This is a genomic window from Paenarthrobacter sp. TA1.8 (genome assembly GCF_048595705.1).
GTDB classification, from domain to species: domain Bacteria; phylum Actinomycetota; class Actinomycetes; order Actinomycetales; family Micrococcaceae; genus Arthrobacter; species Arthrobacter nitroguajacolicus.
On the sequence record NZ_CP184287.1, the window covers coordinates 1038726 to 1064439 of the forward strand.

The following is a 25714-nucleotide window of genomic DNA, read 5'->3' on the forward strand; positions in this document are numbered from 1 at the left end:
ACGCCCAAAAATGCGGGCGGTTTGTCCGCATCGGCGGTGTGTCCCTTACTTTCGGGTGCCGGGGCTTAGTACGGGTTTCCGGCGCAGTTGCATCAGCCCCGCGACGGTCAGCCCGGCGGTAAGTGCGAGGGCCGCCACCCATAGGGTGAGGCCGGCGAGGTCATGGATGGCCATCTGTGGGAGCCTTCTGTCCGGTACGGCTACGACGCCGATGAACGCACCGATGAGTCCGAAGTAGCTGCCTGTCATAAACCGCTGGTGTGCACGGATATTGCCGCGGTGGACGGACCATAGGCCCATGGTCAGCGTACAGAACGTCAGCACAGAGAGGGCGTGGAGCCAGTTGAAGCCGCCGTCGATGGTTCTGATCCCGAAGGAGGTGAGGACTACGACGTACATGGCCACTGCCCAGATGCGGCCCAGGATCTTGTGCGCTGCGCTGCCTTTGTTGCGGCGGAGCAGGTTCACGGCGCCGAAGATTAAGGCGTAGCCGGCTGCGATGGCGTGCAGGGAGATGAGGAAGGTCCACGGCGAGGGCATAGGGCCAGCCTAGTGGCCGTCAACTGTGGCTCCGTAACTGATACTTTCTTCAGCTACTTAGTGCTTTCCTTGCGCTTTTTGACCCTTCGGATGATGAGCCACACTATGAAGGCGGCAAGTCCTGCGTACACGGCGTAATTGAGGAACAGTGAGTACTGGTCCACAAGGTGATATTGCTTGCCGAGCAGTGATCCCGCCCCAATGAGCAGGGCGTTCCATAGGCCGGTCCCGGCCACGGTAAAGAGGCTGAAAGTCATCAGGTTCATGCGTTCGGCACCAGCCGGGAGGGAGATAAGGCTGCGCACACCGGGGAGCAACCTGCCAAAGAATATTGCTGATTTACCGTGGCGTTCGAACCAATCAGCGGCCTTCTCGAAGTCTTCCCGATCAACCAAAGGCAGTTTCGAAAGTAGCTTGATGGACCGTTCCAACCCCACCTTGTACCCCAGCCAATAAAGGAGCAGTGCGCCGGCATATGCCCCGAGGGTGCTGGTGACGAACACCAGGATCAGGTTCATGCTTCCCTGTTGGGTAAGGAATCCAGCCAGTGGGAGGATCACCTCGCTGGGTATGGGCGGGAAGACAGTCTCCAGGAGCGTCAGCAAGCCCACGCCCCATTCACCGAGGGCTTCGATTACCTGCGCGGCTATACCGACAATCCCGCCCAGTTCATCGGCTGCAGCAGTCGCCTTAAGAAAACTGATCAGGTCGATCTCCTCTCTTAAGCGACTCTCTCCTATAGGAGGCCTGCGGCGCATCCTGCCGGTTCCAAAGAGAAGCCCAGTGATGGGGGACCACTGGGCTTCCACCTCAACGCTATTCCTATCTACGGCCTCGGGCAACACGCAATGTCAAGAGGTTTTCAGGCAGGTGAGTGAGCGGCAACCGAGTCGCGCTCAACTGCCGGACAAGCGATCTTCACAGCGGACTCGAGAGGCGCGGCATCAATGCCCAACAGCATCCGAACGCCCGCAGCGCCTAGTTCATAGTGGGGCAGTGACACCGTCGACAGTGGCGGCCGGAGGTGGGCGGCGATGACTTCCTGGTTGTCGAAACCCACCACGGCAATGTCCTCCGGGATGGAGAGGCCGTTTTCCCGCAGGCCATCGTAAAGTCCCATGGCCATCCGGTCGTTGTAGCAGTACACCGCACTGACTCCAAGCTTGAGCAAATCCTCAGTGGCACCGTAGCCGCCTTCCTGATCCGGGTACGCTTCGAGCACCAGATCGGGATCAAAAGAAATTCCGGAGGCTTCAAGTGCGTCCTTGTAGCCCTGGAGTCGGCCATCTTTGGCGGGTGCAGGGGTGGTGGTATTGATAAACGCGATTCGCCGGTGGCCGCCGCGGAGCAGGATCTCAGTGGCCGACTGTCCACCTTGCGCCTCATCCGGTACTACGGCCCGCGCGGTCCCGGCGTCGGGGGAAAAACAGTTGACCAGGACGAAATCCGCCTCGCGAAGGGTTGCCGGGATATCGGTGGGGCGGTGGAACCACGTTGAGTAGAGGATGCCGCGGACTTTGTATTCCAGCATCATGGCAATGGCATCTCTTTCGAGGTCCTGGTTGCCTTCGGTGTTGGCGATCAGCAGTGCGTAACCATGTTTCCAGGCTTCATCCTGGGCACCATGGATGATCTGGCCCGCGAAGGGCGTAGTGGCTACGCCGTCGGCCACCAACCCGATGAACTTCGAGGTTCCACTGACCAGTGTTTGGGCCATGGCATTCGGACGGTAGCCCAATTGGGCGATCGCCTCAGTGACCCGTTGACGCGTCTCATCCGCAATGCGCGCGTTCTTCTTTTTGTTGATGACCAGGGAAACAGTGGCAGTGGACACGCCCGCTAGTTCAGCGACTTCGCGGAGGGTCACCGGATGGGCGCGGCCCGCTCTGGCATGATCGATGGGGGCGGCCGCGATGCCTGAATTTTTCTCCTGCGAAATCATCTGTCCTCCGACTGGAGTATATCCGTCTGCCGTGGCGCTCATCCCTTATTCGCCCCGCTTTCCAAGCCTTGAATCATGGCCTTGTTGAGGACCAGGAAGACCAAGAGCAGGGGAGTGATGGTCACGCAGACCGCCGCAAAGGTAGCCGTCCAATCCACTTTGCCCATGGCCCCGATGTAGTTCTGCAGGCCCAGCGGAATCGTCTTCAAGTCCTCGGAAAGAACAAAAGTGTTGGCGAAGATGAAGTCATTCCAAATGAAGATGCTGTTCACCAAGACAACAGTGACCACGGTGTTCAGTGAAAGAGGCAGGGTGATCAAACCGAAAATCCTGTACGGGCCGGCACCATCCAGGGACGCGGCCTCGTAGGTTTCCCGCGGGATGTACTCGAAGAAGGATGAGAACAGGTAAATGGACATGGGCAAGGCAAAGCCAGCCAGGGGGATGATCATCGACTGGTAGGTGTCCAACAGGTTCACTGCGGAGTAATCGATGAACAGTGGGACCAAAGCGATTTGAACGGGAACAATGATCCCCACCAGGAACAAACCGCGGACGAACCGGCTCAGGCGGAAGCCGAGAACTTGGATGGCGTAGGCAGCCATCATGCCGAACAACACAATGAGGATGTTGGCGCCCATGGTGACAATGAAACTGTTCAGGATGTTTCGGCCCAGGTCGCCGGTTTCGAAGGCCCTCGCATAGTTTTCCCACGTCAACGAGCTGGGAAGAGCGAAGGGATCGCCGGTTGCGAAGTCGTGTTCCGTCCTCAGGCTGGTAACGAACAGCCAGGCGAGCGGGTAGACCTGAACTATCACGATGAGCATCATCAGGACCCGCGAGAGTGTCCGGTACAGGCTCGGCTTACGCCGCCGTCGCTTAATAACCGGCGACGGCGGAACTGTCGCGCGCGGGGTAGAAGGGGCTGTTTGGGTGATCATTAGTCTGCCTTCCGCTTAAGCATGAACAAGATGAGGCCGACGGCGACGAGGCACTCGATCACGATGAAGACGGAGATTGTGCTTGCGTAGCCGAAGTCCGTGCTGGTGAAGGCCGTCTTGTACATATAGGTGGTGAGCAGCTCGGAGGACTGCCCGGGGCCACCGTTGGTCATGAGGTACGGGATATCGAAACCGCGCAGGCCGTAGGTGGTGGCCATGATGGTGGTGGTAATCCACACGGGACGTATGTAGGGAAACCGGATCTTGGTGAAGAGTGTCCATTTCGAGGCACCATCCAGGACCGCTGCTTCTTCCAGTTCCTTGGGCACGGCGATCAGGGCAGCGTAAATGATGAGCATGTAAAGTCCGGTGAACCGCCAGCCCTCGGGGGCGGATACGGCTGCCAGGACGGTGTTTACATCGGAGAGCCAAGCCCGCTCAAAGGAACCCAAACCTAGCCAATGCAGCAGTTGGTTCAACAGGCCAACGGGGTCAATGGAGTAGATGCGGATGAAGAGGAATGCGATCGCTACGGTGGAGATCACAGCTGGCAGCAAGTAGAGGGTTTTGATGAGTTCCCGGCCCCGGCGAAGTGATGTGAGCAGGCTGGCTACGACCAGTGCTCCGCCGAGCTGCAGCACCAGGCAGATGGCCAGGTACAGGAGTGCGTTGAAGAAGGACCTCCAGAAAATGTCGTCTGCGGTGAGCATCCGGACGTAGTTGGCGAGGCCTACGAACTCCATCTCGCTGATGCCGTTCCACGAGAAGAAGCTGAGGAACAGCGACTGAAGAATCGGGAAGAGTACGGCTGCGCAGTAGAGCAGCAGCGGTGGAAGCAGGAAGACCAGGACCGAGGTCCTTGACCTGTTGGGTAGCATGGTGGGCCTTTCGGGCGGGGGCCTTGGGAGCCCCCGCCGCTTGGGTTTACTTGAAGAACTTGGGGGCGTTCTGCTTGATGGCGTCGTCCATGGTCTTGGTGAACTGTTCGGGCGTGATGTTGCCCTGGACCAGGAGGACGAGTTCCTGTTGCAGCCGGCCGTTGGTGGTGGGGTCCAGCTGGGTGTCCCACGGCATTGCTTGCTTGTCCCCAAGGGTGTTGGCCGTTTCGAGCGCCTTCTTGTACAACGGAGTCGCGTTCGCCGGGATGGTCGTTTGTACGTTGGTGGTGGGGGAGAGGGCCCCGGTGGCAGCGTATTCAGCCGGGTACTTCTCCAAGGCGAACTTCAGGAAGTCGCTCACCAGCGGGTCGTAGGTCTTCGAGTTCACTGCCATGCCAATACCGGAGGGTGATACGAACTCGTTTGCAGCAGTCACCGAACTTCCAGTGGTGGGCAAGGTGAAGAAATCGATGTCGTCCCGCACATCAGGGTTGAGCTTGTCCGTGGCGAGGCTGGGAAGTTCCCAGGTGCCGATGTTGTACATGGCGGCCTGTCCCGAGGTGAACTGGTTCTGCGCGTCCGAATATCCTTGGGCGGAGAAGCCCTCCTGGAAGCACTTGGCCTTGCCAAGGTCAGCCATCCACTTCACGGTCTTCTGGCCGGCGGCATCCGAGAAGGACGCCTCGCCCTTCTTTAGCTTCTGGACGAAATCGGGTCCCGCTTCACGGAACGGCTGGTACGCGACGTAGCGTTCCAGCGGCCACTGGTCCTGTCCGTCGATGGCGATCGGGGTGATCCCGGCATTCCGCAGGGCAGTGCACATGGCGGGAATGTCGTCGAGGGACTTCGGCACGGAAACGCCGGCCTTCTGCATCAGGGCCTTGTTGTACCAGATGAATTCGAGTTCGAACTGGAACGGAATCATGTACAGGGAGCCGTCGTCGAAGCGCTGGTAGTCCAGTGCGCCGGGCCGGTAATCGTCGTAAATGTCCAGTGACTTCAGGAGCTTATCGGCGTCCACCATTTTGCCTTGCTTGGCCAGTTCCTGGGCGAAGGGGGTGGCATCGGTATCGAACAATTCCGGTAGCTTGTTGGCTGCGGCCAGGGTTTCAAGCTTTTGAATGTACGAGGGCCGGTCCGGGGTGGTGATGAGGTTCAGTGCGAAGCCTGGGTGTTCCTTGGCGTAGTCGTCCGCGAGTTTCTTCATGATGTTGATGACAGCTCCGTCCGCGGGCCTGGAGAGCAGCCAGGATATTTCGCGGGGCTTGATCTCGCCGGTAGGGCTGACGTTGGAGGGGTCACTGGCGGCTCCTCCGCCGCCGCAGGCGGTCAAAGCCAGGGCAGCGGCGGCTGCGACGGCAGCGGCACGGAATAGTTTCTTCATGGCGGCAATCTCCCTTGATTGAACAGAGGTTGGGGATGGGGCGGTATTCAGTTGTCGGTGCGCTGACGTATCTCAAGTTCGGTGACGGTGGCGGTTCCTTCGCCGGCGAAGACGCCGATTCTCCCTGCCGTCAGGTCGTAAATCCTGGTGCTGAGCGCAACCTGACGGTCGACGACGGCGACGCAAATGTCGCCGTCGACGATGACCTCAAGGGTGTGCTCGCCAGGGGTGAGGTCGCAGGGCCGCTCGAGTTCGATGTCGAAGGGGACGTCGCCCGAGACATGCCACTGTGCGTCCCCGGTGATGGTGCGCGGCCAGCGGTCGAAGACAAGTCGCCCGCGTTTGGGTTCCAATCGCAAAACGTAGGACCGGTCACCGTCGTCGCTTGATCGCAGCAGCAGCCCGCACTCGGTGGTGTTGGCGGCGATGTCAATGACAGCTTTGGCGTAAAACTGTTGGGGCATTTCCTCGTCGGAGACCATAGCGGTGTAACCGTCCGGCACGTGGAGCAAAGCCGGCAAGGAACCCGCAAGGGACACGGGGACGTCGTCCCAGAAGCTCTCCACGAGTTCATCTGCGAACGAAAAGCCGAGTGTCCCGTCGGGGTTTTGGAGGGCTTCCAGCACGGACATTGTTCCGGCCCACTGCCATGGACCCTGATCTGCGTTGCCTTCCTTACTGGCAATCCATCCGAAGAAAAAGCGCCGTCCGTCCCGCTCTGCGGTTTTTGACGCATAGAAGGCGCGGCCGTCGATGCTGTCCAGCGTGGGCACGGTCCACGGCCCGTCGGGGCTTTTGGACATGCGGTACCGGGTGGTGAACGATTCCGAGAACTCGGAGTACACCATGTACCACCAGTCTCCCCAAGAGAAGACGTCCGGGCATTCGTGCGTGATGTACCGGCGCGGATCCCAGAACGGTTCAGTGTGCTGCCAGGTCATCAGGTCCGTGGACACACACTGCGCGATGACGCCGCGGCGCCGTTCCGGCCCTGTTGAGTGCCTTGCCGCGAGAAGCATCCGCCACTGGTTCTTGCTGTCATCCCAAAACACAAAGGGATCACGCCAATCACCGGACTCGTAGCCGTCCGGAGCGCCGAAGGTGAGCTCGGGGTGCTTTTGCCAGGTTTCCATACCGTCAGAGCTCGTGGCGTGCATGACCAATTGAAGGGGCACGCCGTCCGGGCCGAGATTGCGGGGGTTCTGGCCGGTGTAGAACAGGTGGTGGACGCCGGACCCGTCCGTGATGATGCTGCCCGTGTAGGCGTTGAAGTCCAGGTCGGTTTCGCTGCCGTGGTGCAACGAAACGCCATGGTCCTCAAACTGGGTGAGGTCTTTTGTGGTGACCAGATTCCATGAGGTGCCGGGTTTCGGGTCTGAGCGGTCTTCGTGAAGGTAGAAGAGCCGGAACTCCCCGTCCTTCTCGAAGGGGATGAGGTCCCCAACCCATCCGTCGGAGGGCTGGAAAAAGACTGAGCGTTTCATCTGCGCTGATGTCCATTCTGCTAAAGCGTTTGATCACTGAAAGCTAGCGTGTAATTTCAGACTGTTCAAGCGTTTTAGCAAAATTCATTCCTAATATTTTTGCTCTTGCTAAAACGCTTGACCTTCGTCAGGCGGTGCAGCTAGGGTCCTGCATAGCTTCGGCTTCCCCCACCGCATGAATGGCCCTTCGGCGCGCTGTTGCGCCGAACCTTGAGAGGAACGAATCAATGACGTACGAAATCTCTCGTCGCACTGCACTGCAGGGCGCAGGCGCTGGCGCCTTAGCCTTGTTCTTGAGCAACGCCGCCCCCGCAGCCGCAGACGCCCCGGCGTCACTTCGGGCCGTCTACCACATGACTCCACCTTCGGGCTGGCTGTGTGACCCGCAACGTCCCGTCCACACCAATGGCGCCTACCAGCTCTACTATCTCCACTCCGGCCAGAACAACGGCCCGGGCGGATGGGACCACGCAACTACGGGCGACGGCGTCGCCTTCACACACCACGGTGTGGTGATGCCCTTGCAGCCCGATTTCCCGGTGTGGTCGGGATCGGCGGTGGTGGACACCGCGAACACCGCTGGTTTCGGTGCCGGGGCGGTAGTCGCACTGGCCACTCAGCCGACTGGCGGCATTCGAAAGTTCCAGGAGCAATACCTCTACTGGTCAACCGACGGCGGCTACACGTTCTCCGCCCTCCCGGACCCGGTAATCGTGAACACTGACGGACGAACCGCCACCACCCAAGCTGAGATTGAGAACGCAGAGTGGTTCCGTGATCCGAAGATCCACTGGGACGGAGTGCGCAATGAGTGGGTGTGCGTGATCGGACGGGCGCGGTACGCAGCGTTCTACACCTCAGCAAACCTGCGGGACTGGAACTGGAAATCCAACTTCGACTACCCGAACCACGCCCTGGGAGGTATTGAATGTCCGGATCTGTTTGAGATGACCGCCGACGACGGCACCCGGCATTGGGTGTTCGGCGCGAGCATGGATGCCTACAGCGTCGATCTGCCGATGACCTTTGCCTATTGGACGGGTGCCTGGAACGGCACGACGTTCGTTGCTGATGACCTCACGCCGCAGTGGCTCGATTGGGGATGGGATTGGTACGCCGCCGTCACGTGGCCCTCCGTCGAGGATCCCGAAAAGAAGCGCCTGGCAATCGCTTGGATGAACAACTGGAAGTACGCCGCCCGTGACGTACCCACAGATGCCTCCGACGGCTACAACGGGCAGAACTCAATCACGCGGGAACTGCGCCTGGAACGCCAATCGGGAGGCTGGTACAGCTTGCTCAGCGCTCCGGTTGGCGCGCTGCAAGGCTACGTCACTGCCACCACGGCCCTGCCCGACCGTACGGTTGACGGCAGCGTGGTACTGCCATGGAGCGGGCGTGCTTATGAGCTTGAGCTCCACGTTTCCTGGAATCTGGCAACGAACGTTGGCGTATCTGTTGGCCGTTCCCCGGACGGTTCCCGTCATACCAATATCGGCAAGTACGGCGACGAGTTATACGTCGACCGTGCGCCTTCAGACCAAAGTGGGTACACACTGATGCCCTACGTTCGGGCCGCAGCGCCCATCGATGCCAATGCGCGGTCAGTCCATCTGCGCATCTTCGTGGACACGCAGAGCGTTGAGGTATTTGTGAACTCGGGACACACCGTGATTTCACAGCAGGTTCACTTCGCAGACGGCGACACAGGGCTTTCACTGTATGCGGACGGTGGCCCGGCGGACTTCACCGGAATCACCATCCGGGAGTTTGGCAATCCGCTGTAGCCAGGCTGTAGTGTGCGGCCCCGGGGCTAAGCGCCGTGGGGCCGCGCATGGGCATGGTGACCCGAGCGGACCTTCAGTGAGGAAGGTCGAAAGCGGTGGACGGCGCGCGGCTCACGTCGAGGCTGGCGGGGGTGGCGTGCTCTGGGCTTGTGCTCCTCCTCGGCGCGCGACGAGGGAAGCAGGGCCAAGGGGAGGATGGTGGCTCCGAGCCAGACAACCACGCCGATAAGCACTAGAAGGATGGCTGAAGTGGGCTCCATGGGACTAAGCATAGGCACAACTGCCACCGTTTATAAGTACCCTGACGACCCTTGCGGCCGGGCAGCGTCCTTGACAACTCCAGCGGTGCCACGACACTGATTCCATGTACAGGAACAGCCGCGTATCAGCCCAGTTTTCCATGTCCCTTGATGGATTCATCGCCCGTGAGGATGACGGCGTCGGCCCCTTATTCGACTGGTACGAGGCCGGATCCGTGGAAACCTGGATGCCAGGCCACCCTGTGCCGTTTCATCTCAGTGAAGCCGACGCCGACTACTGGAAGTCACTTCCGCGGGAGGGAGCGTTCATCTCCGGCAGGCGGATCTTCGACGTGGCAAAGGGGTGGGGCGGTCACCCGCCCAATGAGTCACCAACCGTTGTCCTGACGCACCGCGAACCCCCGGCGGGCTGGCCACCTGTCCGGCGGGATGGCAAGCCCGTGCCGTTTGAATTCGTAGGGGACCTGGACACGGCCCTGGAGCGTGCCGCCCACCTGGCGGCTGGTAAGGAGATTGGCGTTGCCGGCGCGGACGTGGTGCAGCAGTGCTTGCGCCGTGGTGTCATGGACGAACTCCGTGTTGACTTGGTGCCGGTACTGCTGGGAAGCGGAATCCGTTGGTTCGGAGATTTGGCAACGGACGTCATGCTCGACGATCCCGTGATCGTTTCCGGGACCCGCGTCATCCATCTTGTCTATCAGGTAGGCTCCGCGGCCTCGCGCTGACGTCACGAATGCGAGGTTATCCACAACCGGAGAAACAGCGTACGACGGCGGGTGCCCGCCCGCGCTAGGCTGGTCACCTCGGCTGATGCAAGTGGCCGCAGGAACCACAACGCGGAGCCACACCTTAATGTCCGATGACCTTGCCTTGACCGCTCTGGCGGCCTCTTCCTTTTCTTTGCCCGAGCTGCGCGACGGCCAACTCGCCGGCATGACCGCCCTGGTAGAGGGGCGTGATGTCCTGGCTGTCATGCCCACCGGCTATGGAAAGTCTGCTACCTATCAAGTCGCAGCGCTGCACCTTTACAACCAAACGGGCCGGCCCGCCGTCGTCGTTTCTCCCCTCATTGCCCTACAGGAAGACCAGCTGGACGGGTTGACGGATAACTTGGGCGAGGGCGCCGCCGTCGCCATCAATTCATCCCGAAGCGATTCAGAGGTGGAGGAAGCCTGGCAGGCAGCCGAGGCCGGTAAAGCAACCTTTCTGTTCCTTGCCCCCGAGCAATTGGCCAAGCAGGAGACCGTGGAGCGGATCGCTAAGCTGGACATCACCATGTTTGTGGTGGACGAGGCACATTGCGTCTCCTCCTGGGGCCACGACTTCCGGCCGGACTACCTCGAACTGGGCAATGTCCGCGAACGCTTGGGCAAGCCGCCGGTCATAGCCCTCACCGCAACGGCGTCCCCACCAGTGCGTGACGAAATCGTGAAGCGACTCGGCATGACAGAGCCGCTGGTCCTGGTTCGAGGGTTCGACCGCCCCAACATCAGCCTCGACGTTGTCCGGCACCAGGAGGACAAGGGCAAGCGACAAGCCGTAGTGGAACAAGTCGTAGCGCTTGCCAAGGCGGGGGGCCTGGGGCTGTTGTATGCCGCCACCCGCAAGGACACGGGGAAATACGCGGCCAAGCTGGTAGAGCACGGTCTCCGTGCGGAGGCGTATCACGCAGGCCGCACGGACTCCGACCGGGAAAGTATCCATGAGCAATTCCTGGATGATGAACTGGACGTCGTAGTGGCTACCACTGCCTTTGGCATGGGAATCGACAAACCCAATGTCCGGTTCGTGGTGCACGCCGACATTCCGGAGTCCCTGGACTCTTACTACCAGGAAATCGGCCGCGCGGGCCGCGATGGTGAACAGGCTTCCGCGATACTGCACTACCGTGCCGAGGACCTCGGGCTGCGCAAGTTCTTCGCCACCCACTCCCCGGACGCGGAGGCGCTCATGACCGTGCTGAAAGTCATCAAGAATGCCGGTGCGCCTGCTCCGAAGACCGCCTTGGTGGAGCTCACCGGTTTCCCTGCCCGCCGTGTCACGGCACTGGTGAACCAGTTGAAGGAAGCCGGCGCCGTGAGGACCGGTAAGCGCGGCACCCGCCTCAGCTCCAAAGCCAAGCTGAGCACATTAGTGGACCGAGCCGTCGAACTGGCTGAGGCGCGGCAACGCGTGGACCAGTCGCGGCTCACCATGATGCGAGGCTTTGCGGAGACGGATGCCTGCCGTCGTCAGTTCCTGCTGGGCTACTTTGGGGAGAACCTGCCGGAGCCCTGCGGCAACTGCGATGCCTGCGCTGAAATTCACGACGACGCCGGGCCGGGTTCCGCCGGGCACCCCACCTCAGACGCAGAGAACCTGTTTCCGTTGCAGTCCACTGTGATCCACAAAGAATGGGGTCCGGGCCTGGTGATGCGGCACGAGGACGATGTCATGACTGTTCTGTTCGAACAGGAGGGCTACAAAACCCTGTCGCGCACCGCCGTCGTGGAGCATGAATTGCTGAAGCCTGCCTAGGTGCGGGCCGGATGCACTCCGGACTTGCCACGAAAGATCATCACCATCAGCATGCCGGTCAATGCCGTCCCGCTCACGAGATACAGCAGCTTGCCCCAAGGAGAGTAGTCGCCGCCGGATATGAAGAAGGCGTCTGCCAGGGCCATGCCTGCGGAGAAGGATGCGAAGAAATACATAGGAGCGCCAAGCACCAAGATCAAGAGCTGGAGAATCACAACGGTTCTCATCCGTGAAATAACGCGTCTCGCAGTCAGCAGAACCACAACGGCACCAAGAACCGTTCCAATGCTTGACCACGTCAACACCGCGGCCAACGAAATTGATTCGTTGTGCCGGGCCAGGCCCTCATGTATCTCGTCCAGGGTGGCACCCGGAACAGCGGCGAGAGGATTCCACACGAGGATCTGCAACGCCGCGAAAAGAGCGTACGCCGTTATCCCAAGCAGCCCAACAATGCTGACTATCACCCGCGATGATTTAGTGCTGCTTCCCATGATCCCCATGCAGGCAGACTAGGGGAATCAGGTATTGAGCTCCAGCATGAGGGCTGGCAGTTCGTCCGCGAGTTCCCGGGCAAGGAACCCCAAGGGCCCGAGCTTGCTGGCCAGACGGTCGGCGGCGGCCGCGTGAAGATGGGTGCCCCAGCACGCGGCTTGGGCATCGCTGGTACCGCGTGCACGGAGTCCGGCGATGGCCCCTGCCAACACATCGCCGCTGCCTGACGTCCCCAGGCCGCCGTAGCCGGTGGTGATTTTCCACAGCATCGAGTCCTCCGTGGGCTCCGGAGCGGCGATGTATCCCTGGCAACTCACCACCGCATCAAACCGCCGGGCGACCTCAGCAACATCAGCCCCAAGATCCTCCACGTCCCTGCCCAGAAGAATTCCGGTTTCCGTGGGGTTCGGAGTCAGGATCAGCCGGCCACGCCACGGTCCCAACTCGTCCTCGATCCTCACCAACCCGCCCAAGGCATAGGCATCGAGAACGATGGCGGGAGCTCCGCCGTCGTCCGTGGCTCCGCGGGGTTCCTCCCGCTCAAGCAGCGCTCGCAGCAGCGATTCGGCGAGTTCGGGATCGTCCAAACCCGGGCCGATCAGCACGGCGTCGGCCCGTTCCAAGTACGACGAGATCCTCTCCATTCCTTCACCTGTCACGGACCCCTCGGCGTTCTCGGGCAGGGCGATTGAGCCGCACTCCGGCAGTGCAACTCCCACGTGCACCGCTACGGATTCGGCCACGGCCAAGGTAATTTTTCCCGCACCCGCACGAAGGGCTGCGGTCCCGGAGAGCAAAGCCGCGCCGGGGGTCGCCCGGGCGCCACCAATGACCAACACTGCACCGCGTGAGTATTTGTCTTCTCCGGGGGCCGGCAGGGGCCAGTCACGCAGAAGCGATGGTGTCACCAGTGTGGGGGCGCTGGAATCACTGTGGGTGGACACTGGCATCTCCGGCGTGCTCTGTGACGGTGACACCCTGTTCCGTGAGGTGGTCGGCTACATTGAAGCTCTCCAGCTTCCAGGGCCCCGCGCCCGAAGGCCGCACGTACCGGGTGATGGATGCATTCAGCACTGACGTGGTCGCTGCAAGGTCAAGAATTTCTTGCTCGGACATGCCCTCCAGGACATAACGGACCAGCAGGATGACGGCGTCGTGGCAGACCAGCATCACCCGGTGCCCTGTTCCCAGGGTATTGAGCTCATCCAGGATTGAACGAAGGCGGAGCGCGACGTCAGCCCACGATTCCCCGCCCGGCGGCCTGTAGTAGAGCTTGCCCAGCCACAGCCGCCGCTCGGCTTCGTCCGGATATCGGGTCTCCACGCCCAAACGTGTAAGCCGGTCCAAGATGCCCAGTTCCCGGTCGCGGAGGCGTTCATCGGTGAGCACCTTCACGGGCCAGCCGGCAGTCTCAACAGCGATTTCCGCGGTCTGCCTGGCCCGTGCATAGGGGGAGGAGACAACTGCATCCGGACGGAGCTCATCGGCGATCCGGGCCAGTGCCGTTCCCAGTGCTTTGGCCTGATCCCTTCCGGTACCCGACAGGTTCACATCAGCGTCCCTGGCTGGAACATCAATCACTTCGGCTCCGGCCAAACGAGCCTCGGTTGCGGCCACGTTGCCTTCGCTCTCGCCATGCCGGATCAGGAGCAACTCCACAGCGCCGGCCTCCTGCACTGCGTTCGTCAGCCCGTCCTCATTCACAAAGATCACCCTTTCGCGTGCGTCGCCGAATGCAGAACACTACCCACTGCGTACCCACAGGGCCAGAAGATAAACGCTCGGCGGCGATCGCGAACCCCTGTTGTCCGGAGGTGGAGTGAAGTAAGTTGCTCGCATGGAGGACTCATACCCAGTCATCATTGTCGGTGCCGGATTCGCGGGCGTAGCAGCAGCCAAGGAGCTCGGGCGCAAGGGTGTTCGCGTCTTGCTGATCGACTCGAACAACTACCACCAGTTCCAGCCGCTTCTTTATCAAGTGGCAACCTCGCAAATCGGAGTGTCGGCCATCGCCCGGCCGCTTCGTTCGGTTTTCCGCCGCTACAAAACAGTCAAGGTTCTGACGTCGAAGGTGGAATCCGTTAGCGCCGCTGATCGAGTGGTCCGGACGTCTGATGGTCGCGTCATGCGTGCCGATATCCTGGTCATCGCGGTCGGGGCGGTCCCGAACTTCTTCAATACCCCCGGCGCGGAAGAGCATGCCTTTCCGCTGTATTCGGTCACCGATGCCACGAGGCTTGGGACGGGCCTCACCCGGTTGTTGGACCAGGCTGACAGAAACTCCGACGGGTCGGTGGATGTCGTTGTGGTGGGAGGCGGGCCCACTGGTGTTGAAACGGCTGGAGCAATGGCCGAAAACGTCAAATACGTTGTGAGCAAGTACTTCTCGCCGGAGCTGGCAGCGCGTTGTCGGGTGCATCTGGTGGATATGGTTCCCAGTGTCCTGAACATGTTCTCCAAGAAGTCCCAGAGCTATGCCACGGACCACTTGAAGAAGGTGGGAGTCCAACTGCACATGGGTGTGGGCGTGACTGAAGTCCGGCAGGACGGGGTGACCTTGGCGGACGGGAGTTCTGTACCCGGACAAATCGTGGTGTGGGCCGGGGGCCTGAAAGCGGGCGACCTCATTGCCGGCTCGGGTCTTGCTCAGGGGAGAGGCGGGCGTATCGATGTCCGTACCGACTTGACTGCCCCGGATGCGGAAGGCGTCTACGTCATTGGAGATGCAGCCAACATCACGGATTCAACGGGTGCAAAATTGCCGCAACTGGGTTCGGTCGCTCAACAGGCCGGAAAATGGGCCGCTAAGAACATCCTCGCGGAGCTCAGTGGTGGCAGTCGGACGCCCTTCCGCTATGTGGACAAAGGCTATATGGCGATGGTGGGGCGTGGCGCCGCAGTGGCAGAGCTGGGCCGCAAGCGCCTCCAGTTGCAAGGCATCCTTGCCTTCTTGTCCTGGCTTTTGGTGCACCTCGCACTGTTGTCCGGGGTCCAACAAAAGATCCGGGCCTTGTTCTCCTGGCTCAACGGCTACCTCCTCCACAGCCCTGCGCAGGTAGTGGTCAGCGGACCGATTGAGAAGGAACCAACGGAACAGGATCCGCCGGGTGCATTGCCTTCAAAGGAGTCTTGACGAGGACCCGTTTTTGTAAGTCCTGTGAGCCAAAAGTGCGTGGGCAACAAGGAGTATGCCGGCCATGGCAAGCGGAAATACGTGCAGGGGGATGGACAGCAGGATCAACAGCACTCCGACGGCGGCGGCCATGACGTCGCGGATGCGGGGTTGAACAGGACCGCCTACGGGAACCCCGGATTCCAATTGCCGGGCCAAATCCGGGTCTTGGATGAAGAGCTCGCGCTCAAGCTGCTGCAGTACTTTGCGCTCCCTTTCTGAAAGTGGCATGGGAGTTCCTCCTAAGCGCTACGGCTCCTTTGTGCGGTTGGCATATCAGCTGGTTTCGCGGGTAAACCTGATTTCCAGTGACTCGATAAGCTAAGCATGCTTACTATTCAGATTTCAAGCATGAATTCTGTGTTCGTGCGGAGGGAGACCCGCTTGAGCACCCAAGCTGGAAAGATAGCAGGAGGAACCCCGAACAAGGAGCAACATCATGACACTCAAAGAGCGCTTGAAAGCCGACGTCGTCGACCACATGAAGGCTGGCAACAAGACCGCCCTTACTACTGTCCGCAACGTGCTGGGCGAGATTACTACCCGCGAGAAGTCCGGGAAGACTCCGGTGGAGCTGGACGACGCGCAGGTCACATCACTGCTTCAAAAGGAAGCCGCCAAGCGCCGGGACACGGCCCGCATCTACACGGAGGCCGGCGAAACCGACCGTGCAGCCGCCGAAGTTGCTGAGGCTGAAATCATCGAGGCTTACCTGCCGAAGGCCCTCACCAGGGAAGAAGTAGAGGCGATCGTCGACGACGCCATCCAGGCACTGAAGGCTGACGGTCAAGAGCTTTCCATGCGTTCCATCGGAGCCGTGATGAAGCCCGTCACCGCCAAGGTTGCAGGACGTTTTGACGGCAAGACTGTAAGCGAGATCGTGCGCGGACGCTTGGCGTAGTGAGGTCAGCCGACCCCAAGCAGCCACCGCAAAGTGTCAGCATTCCGCACGGCGTTACCACCGCCGTCGTTGTTGAAGTAGACGTAGACATCCTTGCCGGCGCCGTCCCACTCGCGAATCCGGTCCGCCCACCATTGGAGATCGTCATGGGAGTATGAGCCGCCGTAGAGGTGCTCATGGTCCGGGCCGTGCAGTCGAACGTACACGAACGGTGCGGTGGCCCGGAGGATGCACGGCAGATGGGCGCCACTCATGATGCAGTAGGCAGCACCTCGGCGTTCCAGCAGGGCGTAGACGTCCGGGTGGTCCCAGCTGTCATGGCGAAACTCGACGGCGACGCGAATCCACTGCGGGAGGGTAGCCAGGAAGTAGTCGAGGCGGGCTTCGTCGCGTTCAAAACCTGGCGGGAGCTGCGCCAGCAGCACAGCCCTTTTGTCGCCGAGTTCGTGCCAGCAGCGGACGATCCGTTCCACCCAAACTTCTGGACTATATAGTTTTTTGCCGTGCGTGAGGCCCCGCGGCGCTTTCACCGACATGGCAAAGCCGGGCGGGAGCCGCTCCCTCCAACTCGCGAAGGACGTGTCGCGAGGCCATCGGTAGAAACTGGCATTCAGTTCCACCGTGTTGAACCGGGCTGTGTAGTGGGCCAGGCGCTTGGCAACAGGGAGGCCCGCGGGATACAGCACGTTCTCCCAATGGTCGTAGCTCCAGCCCGAGGTGCCGATGTGGATGCCCATGAAGTGGATGGTAGCGGGTTATTCACAGGAAAGGGTGGCTGGCTTGGGAGGCTCACAAGACTAGTGCCGCCCAGTGGTCCTCGCCATCAAGGCCTGGAGGTCTTCGGCGACTTTGGCTACCTCACGCTGCCGTGAGCTTCGCACAGGCTTGGAGCCATGTGTTGCCTGCCGGGCCGGCCGGTTGGTGGCACGGGTCTGGCGGTGGATTTGAGGATCACGAACAGGTGCGTCAACGGTGACGGTGCCCTGCAGGGGATCGTGGAAGAGAGGGAAGTTCATAGTCTCCGATCCTGACAGAAGAGCCAGGATGCCGATATGGACAGGTGCATACGGTAGCCGGGGGCTCCTGTGCAGATGTCCATCGATCGCCCCAAGTTCGGGCCGGCGGCGCCGAGCCTAGCCCCACAGCGCTTTCTTCAGCAGCGCCCTTAGCTGCGCGTTCTCATCCTCGCTAAGCGCCGCGAGTTGGGTTTGCTCGCACACTTCCAGCGCTGCCCGCGCCTTGTTGTGGATCCGTCGGCCCTCGGTTGTGGAGACGATGATCTTGGCTCGGCGGTCCTGCTTGCCTTGGGCTCGCTTCACCAGTCCGCGGTGTTCGAGGTCGTCGACAAGGCTGACCACTTGGCTGGGATCTAGGCTGAGGAAATCAGCGAGCTCACGTTGGGTAGGTTCCAACCCGCTGCACGCGAGTGTCAGCACGGAGAAAGACCGCTCCCGGAGGCCGTAATCAGCCAGGGCCTTGTTGTTCAGGAGTGAGCCTGTGGCATGCAGTTTGGCCAGCAACAGACCCACATCGCTGCCGATTTTTGCTCCGGCCAGGCGCGGGGTTTCCACTTCGGTGCTTTGCGGGCCCATGACAACTCCAATAGTAATGAAAAACAATCGTTGACTTTTTCAATGATCCGTATTCTCATTGATCATGACAAGGATCTCACGACGCAGTGGGATCGGCCTCACCGGCTCCAGCCGGTTACTGCATGCGAAGGAGCACGCCATGAGCTTGAACGGCAAGGTTGCAATCGTCACTGGAAGTGGACAGGGTCTTGGACTCGCTTACGCGAGGGAGCTCGCCCGCCAGGGTGCCGCCGTCGTGATCAACGACGTGAACGCTGAGACCGCCGCACAGGCTGTTGCACTGATTGAGGCCGACGGCGGCCGGGCCACCGCCGTGGTGGTTCCGGTGGGGAGCACGGATGCTGCGAAGGCTTTGGTGGCCGGCGCTGTTGCAGCGTTTGGCCGCTTGGACATTCTGGTAACGAACGCCGGGATCCTGCGGGACAAGAGCCTGCTGAAGATGACCGATGAGGACTTTGACCTGGTCATCAACGTGCACTTGAAGGGCACGTTCACGTGCGTCCGTGAGGCCTTCGCGTACTTCAAGGAAAACAACATCGCCGGCCGGATCATCACCATCGGTTCGCCGACCGGCCAGCGCGGCAACTTCGGGCAGACAAACTACGCTGCAGCAAAGGCCGGGATTGTGGGCATGGTTCGGACATGGGCGCTGGAGATGAAAAAGGCTGGCGTGACCGTCAACTCCGTGATCCCGGTGGCCGCTACGGCCATGACCAAGACTGTTCCGTACTTCCAGAAGGCTGTTGAGGCGGAGGAACGAGGTGAGGCGATGCCGTCCTTCTTCCGTCACGACCTCGGTTTTGGAACGGCCGACGACGTCGCCGGGCTGATCGCGTTCCTTGCCTCAGATGCAGCTGGCGGGATCACCGGCCAGGCGATCGGTACCGGCGGTGACCGGCTGCAGGTTTGGACGCACCCGACGGCGGCGAGCACCGAATACCGTGAGGGCGGCTGGAGCTACGAGGCACTGAAGGAAAGCGCCGGATCACTGTTCGGTGCGAGTGCTTTGCAAAGCTTCGGTGAGGACTTCCTGCCGCTTCCCGAGGACCTGCAGCCCGAACCGGCTAGGCCTGAAGCGGCTAAGCCGGAAGCAGCCCAGGCACGCTGATCATGGCCGACCGCTACGAACTGGGCATCGATGCTTCCGCGCTCGATGCGATCGACATGCACGTCCACCTCGAAGTGGACAGCTGTGGTCATGGCTCACTCCCTGAGGCCCTGACCGAGGCTTCGGCAAAGTATTTCAAAGCCGAAGATCGAACGCCGTCGCTGGACCGGATCGCCGAGGTGTACCGCGAGCTGAACATGGCCGCCGTCGTCTTCACTGTTGACGCCCGGACCCAGCTCAAGCACGAACCGAACAGCATTCCGGAACTGATTGCCGGGGCTGCCCGGAACAACGATGTGCTGATCCCGTTCGGCAGTGTGGATCCCCGCACGGGCGAGGAAGCGATCGCCGGGGCGAAGCACCAGGCCGTGGAGCTCGGTGCCCGTGGGTTCAAGTTCCACCCGTCGCTGCAGGGTTTCGACCCCTCCAACGAGACGTTCTATCCACTGTGGGAAACCCTCCAGGAACTGGGACTTCCGTGTATCTTCCACACAGGCCAGAACGGTATGGGCGCCGGTCTTCCGGGCGGATATGGGATCAAGCTGGCTTACTCAAACCCGTTGTTACTGGACGCCGTGGCCGCTGACTTCCCTGGGCTGCAGATCATCATGGCCCACCCTTCTGTACCGTGGCAGGACGAAGCGAACTCCATCGCGACGCACAAATCCAACGTCTTCATTGACCTGTCCGGATGGTCGCCCAAGTACTTCCCGGAGTCGCTGGTTCGTCTATCCAATTCGGTGCTGCAGGACAAAGTGCTGTTCGGAACGGACTTCCCGCTGATCACGCCGCAGAAGTGGCTGGGTGCGTTCGCTGACCTGCCACTGAAGGACGAAGTGCGGCCCAAGATCCTCAAGGACAACGCCGTCCGGCTACTCGGGCTGGGTGGTTGAAGTGACCACCACGGCGAGCGCGGTGGCCAGCGTGGATCAGCGACTGTACTCCGTAGCGGACTGGTACGACGCCGAAGCGCTGATGACCACCGGGGAACGCCAAGTTCTTGGCCGGCTCCGGAACTTCCTTGACACCCAGGCGAAACCTTTGCTGGCCGAGTACTGGGAGCGTGGCGAGTTCCCGGAACAACTTGCGCAACCTTTGATCGACCTTGACTTGATGGAACCGGCCGACCTTACCGTCGAGGCACCCGCAAGGGGGATTTACCACGGCTTCCGGATCTTCGAACTGGCCCGTACGGACGCGTCCTTGGCCACGTGGTACACCGCCCAGGCGGGCCTGTTCCGGACTGCGATCCGGGTGGGCGCCTCCGAGGCACAGCAAAAGGAGTGGATGCCCCAGGTCATCGACTTCTCGCTCAAGGGCGTCTTCTCCCTCACCGAACCGGAGCATGGTTCGGACATCGCCGGCGGACTATCTACCACCGCTTGCTTTGAGAAAGATTCCGACGGCGGTAGCTGGGTTCTACACGGTGCGAAGCGGTGGATCGGAGGTGCTTCCTCCGCGGACGTCTTGTGCGTGTTCGCCCGCGACGTTGCCGACGGACAGGTGAAGGCGTTCCTCGTGGACCGAACTGCTGCGGGCGTCTCTCTGGAAAAAATCCAAGGGAAGACCTCGCTGCGAATGATGCAGAATGCCCACATCACCCTCACGACAGTGCGGGTTCCCGAGGCCATGCGCTTGCAGAACGTGAATTCGTTCAAGGACGTCGCCGCGATGCTGCGGGCGATGCGCTCCGACGTTGCGTGGATCGCCACCGGTATCCAAGCAGGCGCGTTCGAGTCTGCTTTGGCGTACGTCAAAGAACGCCAGCAGTTCGGCCGCTCCCTGGGTTCCTTCCAACTGGTGCAGGAAAAGCTGGCACGGATGCTTGGAAACGTCACTGCGTCACTCTCGCTGGTGGTTAGGCTCACCGAGCAGCAGGGCTGGGGCATCTACAGGGACCAGGACTCGGCCCTGGCCAAAATGCAGACGTCCCTGCTGATGCGCGAAACCGTCGCCCTTGCCCGCGAAGTCGTCGGCGGCAACGGCATCACCCTGGCCGCCGACGTCGCGCGTTTCCATGCCGATGCGGAAGCCGTCTATTCCTACGAGGGCACCCACGAGATCAACGCCCTCATCATCGGCCGCGCCCTCACCGGGGCCAGTGCTTTTACAAGCTAAATCTCTTCAAATAACAACACAGGAGGCAAAGATGCCCAATCTCGTCGTCGATTTCGACACCCTGCTCACCATGTCCGGCAAGGACCTTGGCGCCACCGATTACCGTGAGATCACCCAGCAGCAGATCAACCTGTTCGCCGATGCCACGGATGACCAGCAGTGGATCCACACCGATCCTGAACGCGCCAAGGACGGCCCCTTTGGAGCCCCTATCGCACATGGCTTCCTCACCCTGTCCCTCATCATCCCGTTCTGGGGCGAGCTGTTCGACGTCGAAGGCGTGACCACCAAGGTCAACTACGGCCTGGACAAAGTCCGCTTCACCTCCCCGGTGAAAGTCGGCTCCAAAGTCCGTATGCAGGGCTCCATCGCCGAAGTCACTGAAGTCAAAGGCGGCGCCCAGATCAAGGTCAACGCCACCATCGAAATCGAAGGCCAGGAGCGGCCCGCTGTCGTCGCCGAATTCCTCGCCCGTTTCTACAAGTAGGAACCGTTTCTACAAGTAAGAATCATTTCCTTCCCTCCTCTCCCAAGGAACAGCCATGTCAGGACACACTGCGCTCGCACCGACGAGCACAGCCGCAAAGCGCAAAGAGGCGCGCACGGTCATCATGTCCAGCTATCTGGGCAGCACCATAGAGTTCTACGACTTCCTGCTGTACGCAACGGCTGCAGCGGTTGCCTTCCCCAAGGTGTTTTTCGCCGGTACTGATGAGTGGGTGGGCGTAGTGGCCGCATATGCCACGTTCGCTGCCGGCTATGTTGCCCGCCCTTTGGGTGGCATCATCTTCGGGCACTTCGGCGACAGAATCGGCCGCAAGGGCATGCTCATCATCTCCATGGCGATGATGGGTATTGCCTCCACGTTGATTGGCCTGATTCCTGGAGCCAGCGTCATCGGTCCTTGGGGTGCCGTGATTCTGGTGGTCCTGCGCGTCTGCCAGGGAATCGCCGTCGGCGGTGAATGGGGTGGGGCCGCACTCATGGCTTTGGAGCATTCGGATCCCAAGCGGCGCGGTTTCGCGGCGTCGTTCGTGAACGCCGGTGCCCCGACAGGCGCAGTTCTCGGCACCCTGGTCATGGGCATCTTCTCGGCCCTTCCCCAGGACGCGTTCCTTGCCTGGGGTTGGCGAGTGCCGTTCCTGTTGTCCTTCGTGCTCTTGATCGTGGGCATGTTCGTGAGGCTGCGGGTTTCCGAGAGCCCCATCTTCGCCGAAGCCGTCGCCAAGGAAAGCGCACAAGGTATCAAACGCAAGATCCCGCTGCTGGAAGTGCTGAAGCGTCCCAAGGCGCTCATCATGATCATGTTTGCCGGTGCCGCCGGATTCGGCCTGCAGGTAGTGCTGCCCACGTTCTCAGTGACCTATGCAGTATCAAAGGGCGCACCCCAGCAAGGCGTGCTCTATGCCTTTGCAGGCGCCTCGGCCATCTCCATCCTGTTCGTCCTGCTGGGTGGCAGGCTCTCTGATCGCTTCGGACGCCGTCCCGTCATGGTCACCGGCCTGGCATTGTTCATCCTTTACCTGTTCCCGATGTTCGGGATGCTCAGCTCCGGCAGCATCGCCTTGGTCTTCCTGGCCTTCACGGTGGCGCTGATCCTGCATTCTTCCCTCTACGGACCGCTGGCAGCGTTCGTTTCCGAGCAATTCGGCACCACTAACCGCTATACCGGTGCTGCCGTCGGTTACCAGTTGGCGACGCTGATCGGTGCTGGTTTCACCCCGGGAATCGTTGCCGGACTCTACAAGGACGCCGGCCAGAGCATCGTCCCGGTGGTGGTGTTCCTGTCCGTCATGTCGCTGGTATCGATTGTCTTCATCCTGCTGACGCGGGAGTCTAAGAACAACGACCTCTCTACGGTCAGTTAGGAGTACGGCACCATGGACAACAACGGAGTTGGATCCTGGCTGCACCGGCGCCGGATCAAGTCCGGGACCAAAACGGCTGTCATTTCCGGTGGGAAGACTTTGAGCTACGCGGACCTCGCAGACAGGACCGACCGTTTGGCCCACGCCCTCAAGGACAGGGGAGTGGCCAAGGGGGACAGAGTGGCTTACCTCGGCGAGAATCACCCATCTTTTGTGGAGACGTTCTTCGCCTGCGGACTGCTGGGCGCCATCTTCGTCCCGCTCAACACCCGGTTGGCGGCCCCTGAGCTGCAGTTTCAACTGCAGGACTCAGGCGCGCGGCTCATGGTCAGTTCAGCATCTTTGGAGGTTGCCGCCGCCGCATCCTCCCTCGACACAGAGATAACCCACCGTCTTGTGGTCGCGTCCGACGACGTTACTGAGGCGTCCGCTCTCAAGCTGCCATCCGGCGTCGAGCACTATGGCGAGGTGCTTGACGCCGCATCTGCGGCGCCGCTGGATGAAGCCGTAACGCTGGACGACGCCGCCATGATTCTCTACACCTCAGGCACCACCGGCAAGCCCAAGGGGGCGCTCCTTACGCACGGCAACATCACCTGGAACTGCATCAACACGGTGGTGGACATGGACCTGAACCGTAACGATGTGGCGCTCATGATTTCGCCGCTGTTCCACGTGGCGTCCCTGGACATGGGCCTGCTTCCGATGCTGCTCAAGGGCGCAACGGTGGTGCTTGAATCCAAGTTCGACGCCGGCCGCGTACTGGAACTGGTGGGGCAGCACAAGGTCACCACGCTCAACGGCGTCCCAACCACGTTCCAGATGCTCTGTGACCATCCCTGGTGGTCGACGGCGGACCTTACATCACTGGACAAGCTCACCTGCGGCGGCTCCGCGGTTCCGCAGAGAGTGCTGGACGCGTACGAGCAGCGCGGCATCGGATTCACCAGCTGCTACGGCATGACTGAAACCGCACCCGGGGCCACCATGTTGCCGGTCTCCGCATCCAAGGAGAAGGCTGGGTCTGCCGGGCTTCCACACTTCTTTACGGACGTGCGGATAGCCGATCCACTGGGCGGCGTTGCCGGCCTCGGTGAGGTGGGCGAGATCCAAATCTCCGGACCCAACGTGATCAAGGAGTACTGGAACCGGCCAGAAGCCACGGGTGAAAGCTATTCCGGTTCATCGTGGTTCCGCTCCGGCGACATGGGCTACCAGGATGACGAAGGTTTCCTGTTCGTCTCGGACCGCATGAAAGACATGATCATTTCCGGTGGCGAGAACATTTACCCGGCCGAGGTGGAGGCTGCCATTGCGGAGCTGCCCGCTGTGGGGAGCGTAGCCGTGATCGGAGTTGATGACGAGAAATGGGGAGAAGTGCCCCGGGCGATCGTCACTTTGCGGGACGGCGAATCCCTGACCGAGGAGCAACTGCGCTCGCATCTTGAGGGCCGGCTGGCGCGGTACAAGATTCCCAAGTCGGTGGTGTTCGTCGAGGAAATGCCGCGAACCGCCAGCGGGAAAATCCGGAAGACGGACCTTCGACAGCAATACGCCCGGTGAGGACCATTCCGCAGCCGCCCGCCTTGACGTTCCTTACCACCTTGAGAGTCGACGTAGGCGAACCCATTGATGCCGGTATTACTCCGGAAGGACACCGGCGGATCGTGCCCATTATTGGGGGCACAGTAACCGGGCCACAGTTACAAGGGCGTGTAATGCCGGCGGGCGCTGACTACCAAATTCTCCGAAGTTCTGAACTGACGGAGCTGGATGCCAGGTACGCCCTGGAGCTCGATGGTGGAGCCGTGGTTTACGTGCACAACCTGGCTCTCCGCCACGGGGCCGCGGAGGACATTGCCCGGCTTAATAGGGGAGAAGATGTGGACCCTGGACTGATCTACTTCCGGTGCACCCCGCGGTTTTCCACTGCCGCGCCGGAGTGGGCCTGGCTGAATCACACGATCGCGGTGGGAACGGGGCGCCGCCGCCCGGACGCAGTGGAAATCGACGTCTTCGCAGTCGGCTAGAGCAATGGAAGATACTGTTCAGCCAACGAAATATTCCGTTACCAAGCTAAATCCGGGTTAATTTCCTCCATCGAACTGCCTAATTCGCTGTTGGGGCATTACGATAAGCACGACTCACTCTGAGTAAGACGCTTCGTCACAACTCACACCTAACCCGGGGGATATAAAAATGAGCACTTACCCGCAACAACCGCAACAGACCCAACAGTACGGCGCACAGACCGGCGAGCCGCCGCTGTGGGCCCCTTACTACGGTGCCCCGATTGGCGCCGCTGTAAAGCGTTTCTTCAAGAAGTACGCCGACTTCTCCGGCCGTGCGAGCCGCAGCGAATACTGGTGGTGGACCTTGGTTTCCGCCATCGTAACCACCATCCTCAACACCCTCGCAACAGTCGTCGGCTCAGCAGGAGCAACCGTCAGCGATTCCGGCGTTGTCACTCTCGGCGGCGGAGCCATTGCGTTCTACGTCATCCTCGGCATCTGGGGCCTGGCAACACTCGTCCCTTCCCTCGCGCTGCTGGTTCGCCGCCTGCATGATGGCAACTTCACTGGCTGGCTTGCCCTGCTTGTCCTGGTGCCGTTCCTTGGCGTCCTCGCAGTATTCGTCCTCTCGCTCCTGCCGTCCAACCCGGCCGGTCAGCGTTTCGACAAGCCCGCGGCTGCCTAGTCCTTCACGCATCAAAAAAAGGGGTGGCAC

At 61.0% G+C, this 25714-nt stretch carries 28 protein-coding genes; 13 read left to right on the plus strand and 15 right to left on the minus strand.

The genetic code is table 11. The features are described from left to right. Positions 1-45: 45 nt before the first annotated feature. The 7 genes from ACNAOT_RS05025 to ACNAOT_RS05055 are packed head-to-tail and all read right to left on the minus strand — an operon-like array spanning position 46 to position 7169. Positions 46-540 carry a DUF2306 domain-containing protein gene (locus ACNAOT_RS05025; protein WP_420180255.1) on the minus strand — a complete coding sequence of 165 codons (495 nt, stop codon included), beginning with the start codon at positions 538-540 and terminating at the stop codon, positions 46-48. Between the two features lie 53 nt (positions 541-593). Further along, positions 594-1349, minus strand: coding sequence for a DedA family protein (locus tag ACNAOT_RS05030; RefSeq protein ID WP_420180256.1), 756 nt, complete (start codon positions 1347-1349; stop codon positions 594-596). 53 nt (positions 1350-1402) lie between these two features. After that, positions 1403-2482: a LacI family DNA-binding transcriptional regulator gene (locus ACNAOT_RS05035; RefSeq protein WP_420180257.1), complete on the minus strand. Its 1080-nt coding sequence runs from the start codon at positions 2480-2482 to the stop codon at positions 1403-1405. Positions 2483-2520: 38 nt separating this feature from the next. Beyond that, a complete protein-coding gene (locus ACNAOT_RS05040; protein ID WP_179019932.1) occupies positions 2521-3423 on the minus strand; it encodes a carbohydrate ABC transporter permease in 903 nt (300 codons plus the stop codon). Beyond that, positions 3423-4301, minus strand: coding sequence for a carbohydrate ABC transporter permease (locus ACNAOT_RS05045; protein WP_091465608.1), 879 nt, complete (start codon positions 4299-4301; stop codon positions 3423-3425). The genes ACNAOT_RS05040 and ACNAOT_RS05045 overlap by 1 nt, the downstream gene beginning before the upstream one ends. Before the next feature lie 46 nt (positions 4302-4347). Beyond that, a complete protein-coding gene (locus tag ACNAOT_RS05050; protein WP_420180258.1) occupies positions 4348-5685 on the minus strand; it encodes an ABC transporter substrate-binding protein in 1338 nt (445 codons plus the stop codon). A gap of 47 nt (positions 5686-5732) precedes the next feature. After that, a complete protein-coding gene (locus ACNAOT_RS05055) occupies positions 5733-7169 on the minus strand; it encodes a family 43 glycosylhydrolase (protein ID WP_420180259.1) in 1437 nt (478 codons plus the stop codon). A gap of 227 nt (positions 7170-7396) precedes the next feature. Between ACNAOT_RS05055 and ACNAOT_RS05060 the strand changes: the two genes are divergently transcribed. Next, on the plus strand, positions 7397-8956 hold the full coding sequence (locus ACNAOT_RS05060) for a glycoside hydrolase family 32 protein (protein ID WP_420180260.1): 1560 nt from the start codon (positions 7397-7399) through the stop codon (positions 8954-8956). Positions 8957-8982: 26 nt separating this feature from the next. Here the strand turns inward: ACNAOT_RS05060 and ACNAOT_RS05065 are convergent, their stop codons facing one another. Continuing rightward, positions 8983-9216, minus strand: coding sequence for a hypothetical protein (locus ACNAOT_RS05065; protein WP_139025136.1), 234 nt, complete (start codon positions 9214-9216; stop codon positions 8983-8985). 104 nt (positions 9217-9320) lie between these two features. Here ACNAOT_RS05065 and ACNAOT_RS05070 point away from each other — a divergent pair, with 104 nt between their 5' ends. Both ACNAOT_RS05070 and ACNAOT_RS05075 read left to right on the plus strand, forming a co-directional pair. Further along, positions 9321-9941, plus strand: coding sequence for a dihydrofolate reductase family protein (locus ACNAOT_RS05070; RefSeq protein ID WP_420180261.1), 621 nt, complete (start codon positions 9321-9323; stop codon positions 9939-9941). 127 nt (positions 9942-10068) lie between these two features. Further along, positions 10069-11733 carry a RecQ family ATP-dependent DNA helicase gene (locus ACNAOT_RS05075; protein ID WP_420180262.1) on the plus strand — a complete coding sequence of 555 codons (1665 nt, stop codon included), beginning with the start codon at positions 10069-10071 and terminating at the stop codon, positions 11731-11733. Here the strand turns inward: ACNAOT_RS05075 and ACNAOT_RS05080 are convergent. Genes ACNAOT_RS05080 through ACNAOT_RS05090 form a run of 3 tightly spaced genes read right to left on the minus strand, consistent with a single transcriptional unit; the run spans position 11730 to position 13941 of the window. Continuing rightward, the gene (locus tag ACNAOT_RS05080) at positions 11730-12236 is read right to left on the minus strand and encodes a hypothetical protein (RefSeq protein ID WP_420180263.1); all 507 of its coding nucleotides are present in this window, start codon (positions 12234-12236) and stop codon (positions 11730-11732) included. The two genes, ACNAOT_RS05075 and ACNAOT_RS05080, sit on opposite strands and share 4 nt — an antisense overlap. Before the next feature lie 18 nt (positions 12237-12254). Continuing rightward, a complete protein-coding gene (locus tag ACNAOT_RS05085) occupies positions 12255-13178 on the minus strand; it encodes an NAD(P)H-hydrate dehydratase (protein ID WP_420180264.1) in 924 nt (307 codons plus the stop codon). Beyond that, the gene (locus ACNAOT_RS05090) at positions 13156-13941 is read right to left on the minus strand and encodes a histidine phosphatase family protein (protein ID WP_420180265.1); all 786 of its coding nucleotides are present in this window, start codon (positions 13939-13941) and stop codon (positions 13156-13158) included. Before ACNAOT_RS05090 ends, ACNAOT_RS05085 begins: the two co-directional genes overlap by 23 nt. 124 nt (positions 13942-14065) lie before the next feature. Between ACNAOT_RS05090 and ACNAOT_RS05095 the strand changes: the two genes are divergently transcribed. Beyond that, complete coding sequence (locus ACNAOT_RS05095) at positions 14066-15361, plus strand: NAD(P)/FAD-dependent oxidoreductase (protein ID WP_420180266.1); 1296 nt, start codon at positions 14066-14068, stop codon at positions 15359-15361. On the opposite strand, the gene ACNAOT_RS05100 is transcribed toward ACNAOT_RS05095, so the two are convergent. Next, complete coding sequence (locus ACNAOT_RS05100) at positions 15347-15631, minus strand: DUF3040 domain-containing protein (protein ID WP_420180267.1); 285 nt, start codon at positions 15629-15631, stop codon at positions 15347-15349. The two genes, ACNAOT_RS05095 and ACNAOT_RS05100, sit on opposite strands and share 15 nt — an antisense overlap. Positions 15632-15839: 208 nt before the next feature. Between ACNAOT_RS05100 and ACNAOT_RS05105 the strand changes: the two genes are divergently transcribed. Continuing rightward, positions 15840-16301, plus strand: a complete 462-nt coding sequence (locus tag ACNAOT_RS05105; RefSeq protein ID WP_402941240.1) for a GatB/YqeY domain-containing protein — start codon at positions 15840-15842, stop codon at positions 16299-16301. A gap of 5 nt (positions 16302-16306) precedes the next feature. Here the strand turns inward: ACNAOT_RS05105 and ACNAOT_RS05110 are convergent, their stop codons facing one another. From ACNAOT_RS05110 to ACNAOT_RS05120, 3 genes are all read right to left on the minus strand, one after another. After that, positions 16307-17038 (minus strand): DUF72 domain-containing protein, encoded by a 732-nt coding sequence (locus tag ACNAOT_RS05110; protein ID WP_420180268.1) that lies wholly within the window; start codon positions 17036-17038, stop codon positions 16307-16309. A gap of 60 nt (positions 17039-17098) precedes the next feature. Beyond that, positions 17099-17317 (minus strand): hypothetical protein, encoded by a 219-nt coding sequence (locus ACNAOT_RS05115; protein WP_420180269.1) that lies wholly within the window; start codon positions 17315-17317, stop codon positions 17099-17101. Positions 17318-17434: 117 nt separating this feature from the next. Further along, positions 17435-17893, minus strand: a complete 459-nt coding sequence (locus ACNAOT_RS05120; protein ID WP_178996166.1) for a MarR family winged helix-turn-helix transcriptional regulator — start codon at positions 17891-17893, stop codon at positions 17435-17437. Positions 17894-18032: 139 nt separating this feature from the next. Here ACNAOT_RS05120 and ACNAOT_RS05125 point away from each other — a divergent pair, with 139 nt between their 5' ends. From ACNAOT_RS05125 to ACNAOT_RS05160, 8 genes are all read left to right on the plus strand, one after another. After that, positions 18033-19001, plus strand: coding sequence for an SDR family NAD(P)-dependent oxidoreductase (locus ACNAOT_RS05125; RefSeq protein WP_420180270.1), 969 nt, complete (start codon positions 18033-18035; stop codon positions 18999-19001). Positions 19002-19003: 2 nt separating this feature from the next. Further along, positions 19004-19894 (plus strand): amidohydrolase family protein, encoded by an 891-nt coding sequence (locus ACNAOT_RS05130; protein ID WP_091465648.1) that lies wholly within the window; start codon positions 19004-19006, stop codon positions 19892-19894. 82 nt (positions 19895-19976) lie between these two features. Then, complete coding sequence (locus ACNAOT_RS05135) at positions 19977-21119, plus strand: acyl-CoA dehydrogenase family protein (protein WP_420181124.1); 1143 nt, start codon at positions 19977-19979, stop codon at positions 21117-21119. 31 nt (positions 21120-21150) lie between these two features. Then, positions 21151-21606, plus strand: coding sequence for a MaoC family dehydratase (locus ACNAOT_RS05140; RefSeq protein WP_420180271.1), 456 nt, complete (start codon positions 21151-21153; stop codon positions 21604-21606). Positions 21607-21661: 55 nt separating this feature from the next. Then, positions 21662-22987 carry an MFS transporter gene (locus tag ACNAOT_RS05145; RefSeq protein ID WP_420180272.1) on the plus strand — a complete coding sequence of 442 codons (1326 nt, stop codon included), beginning with the start codon at positions 21662-21664 and terminating at the stop codon, positions 22985-22987. Positions 22988-22999: 12 nt separating this feature from the next. Next, positions 23000-24550: an o-succinylbenzoate--CoA ligase gene (gene menE, locus ACNAOT_RS05150; RefSeq protein WP_420180273.1), complete on the plus strand. Its 1551-nt coding sequence runs from the start codon at positions 23000-23002 to the stop codon at positions 24548-24550. Then, on the plus strand, positions 24547-25017 hold the full coding sequence (locus tag ACNAOT_RS05155; protein ID WP_420180274.1) for a DUF3237 domain-containing protein: 471 nt from the start codon (positions 24547-24549) through the stop codon (positions 25015-25017). The genes menE and ACNAOT_RS05155 overlap by 4 nt, the downstream gene beginning before the upstream one ends. A 169-nt stretch (positions 25018-25186) precedes the next feature. Beyond that, a complete protein-coding gene (locus tag ACNAOT_RS05160; protein WP_420180275.1) occupies positions 25187-25684 on the plus strand; it encodes a DUF805 domain-containing protein in 498 nt (165 codons plus the stop codon). Positions 25685-25714: the final 30 nt, after the last annotated feature.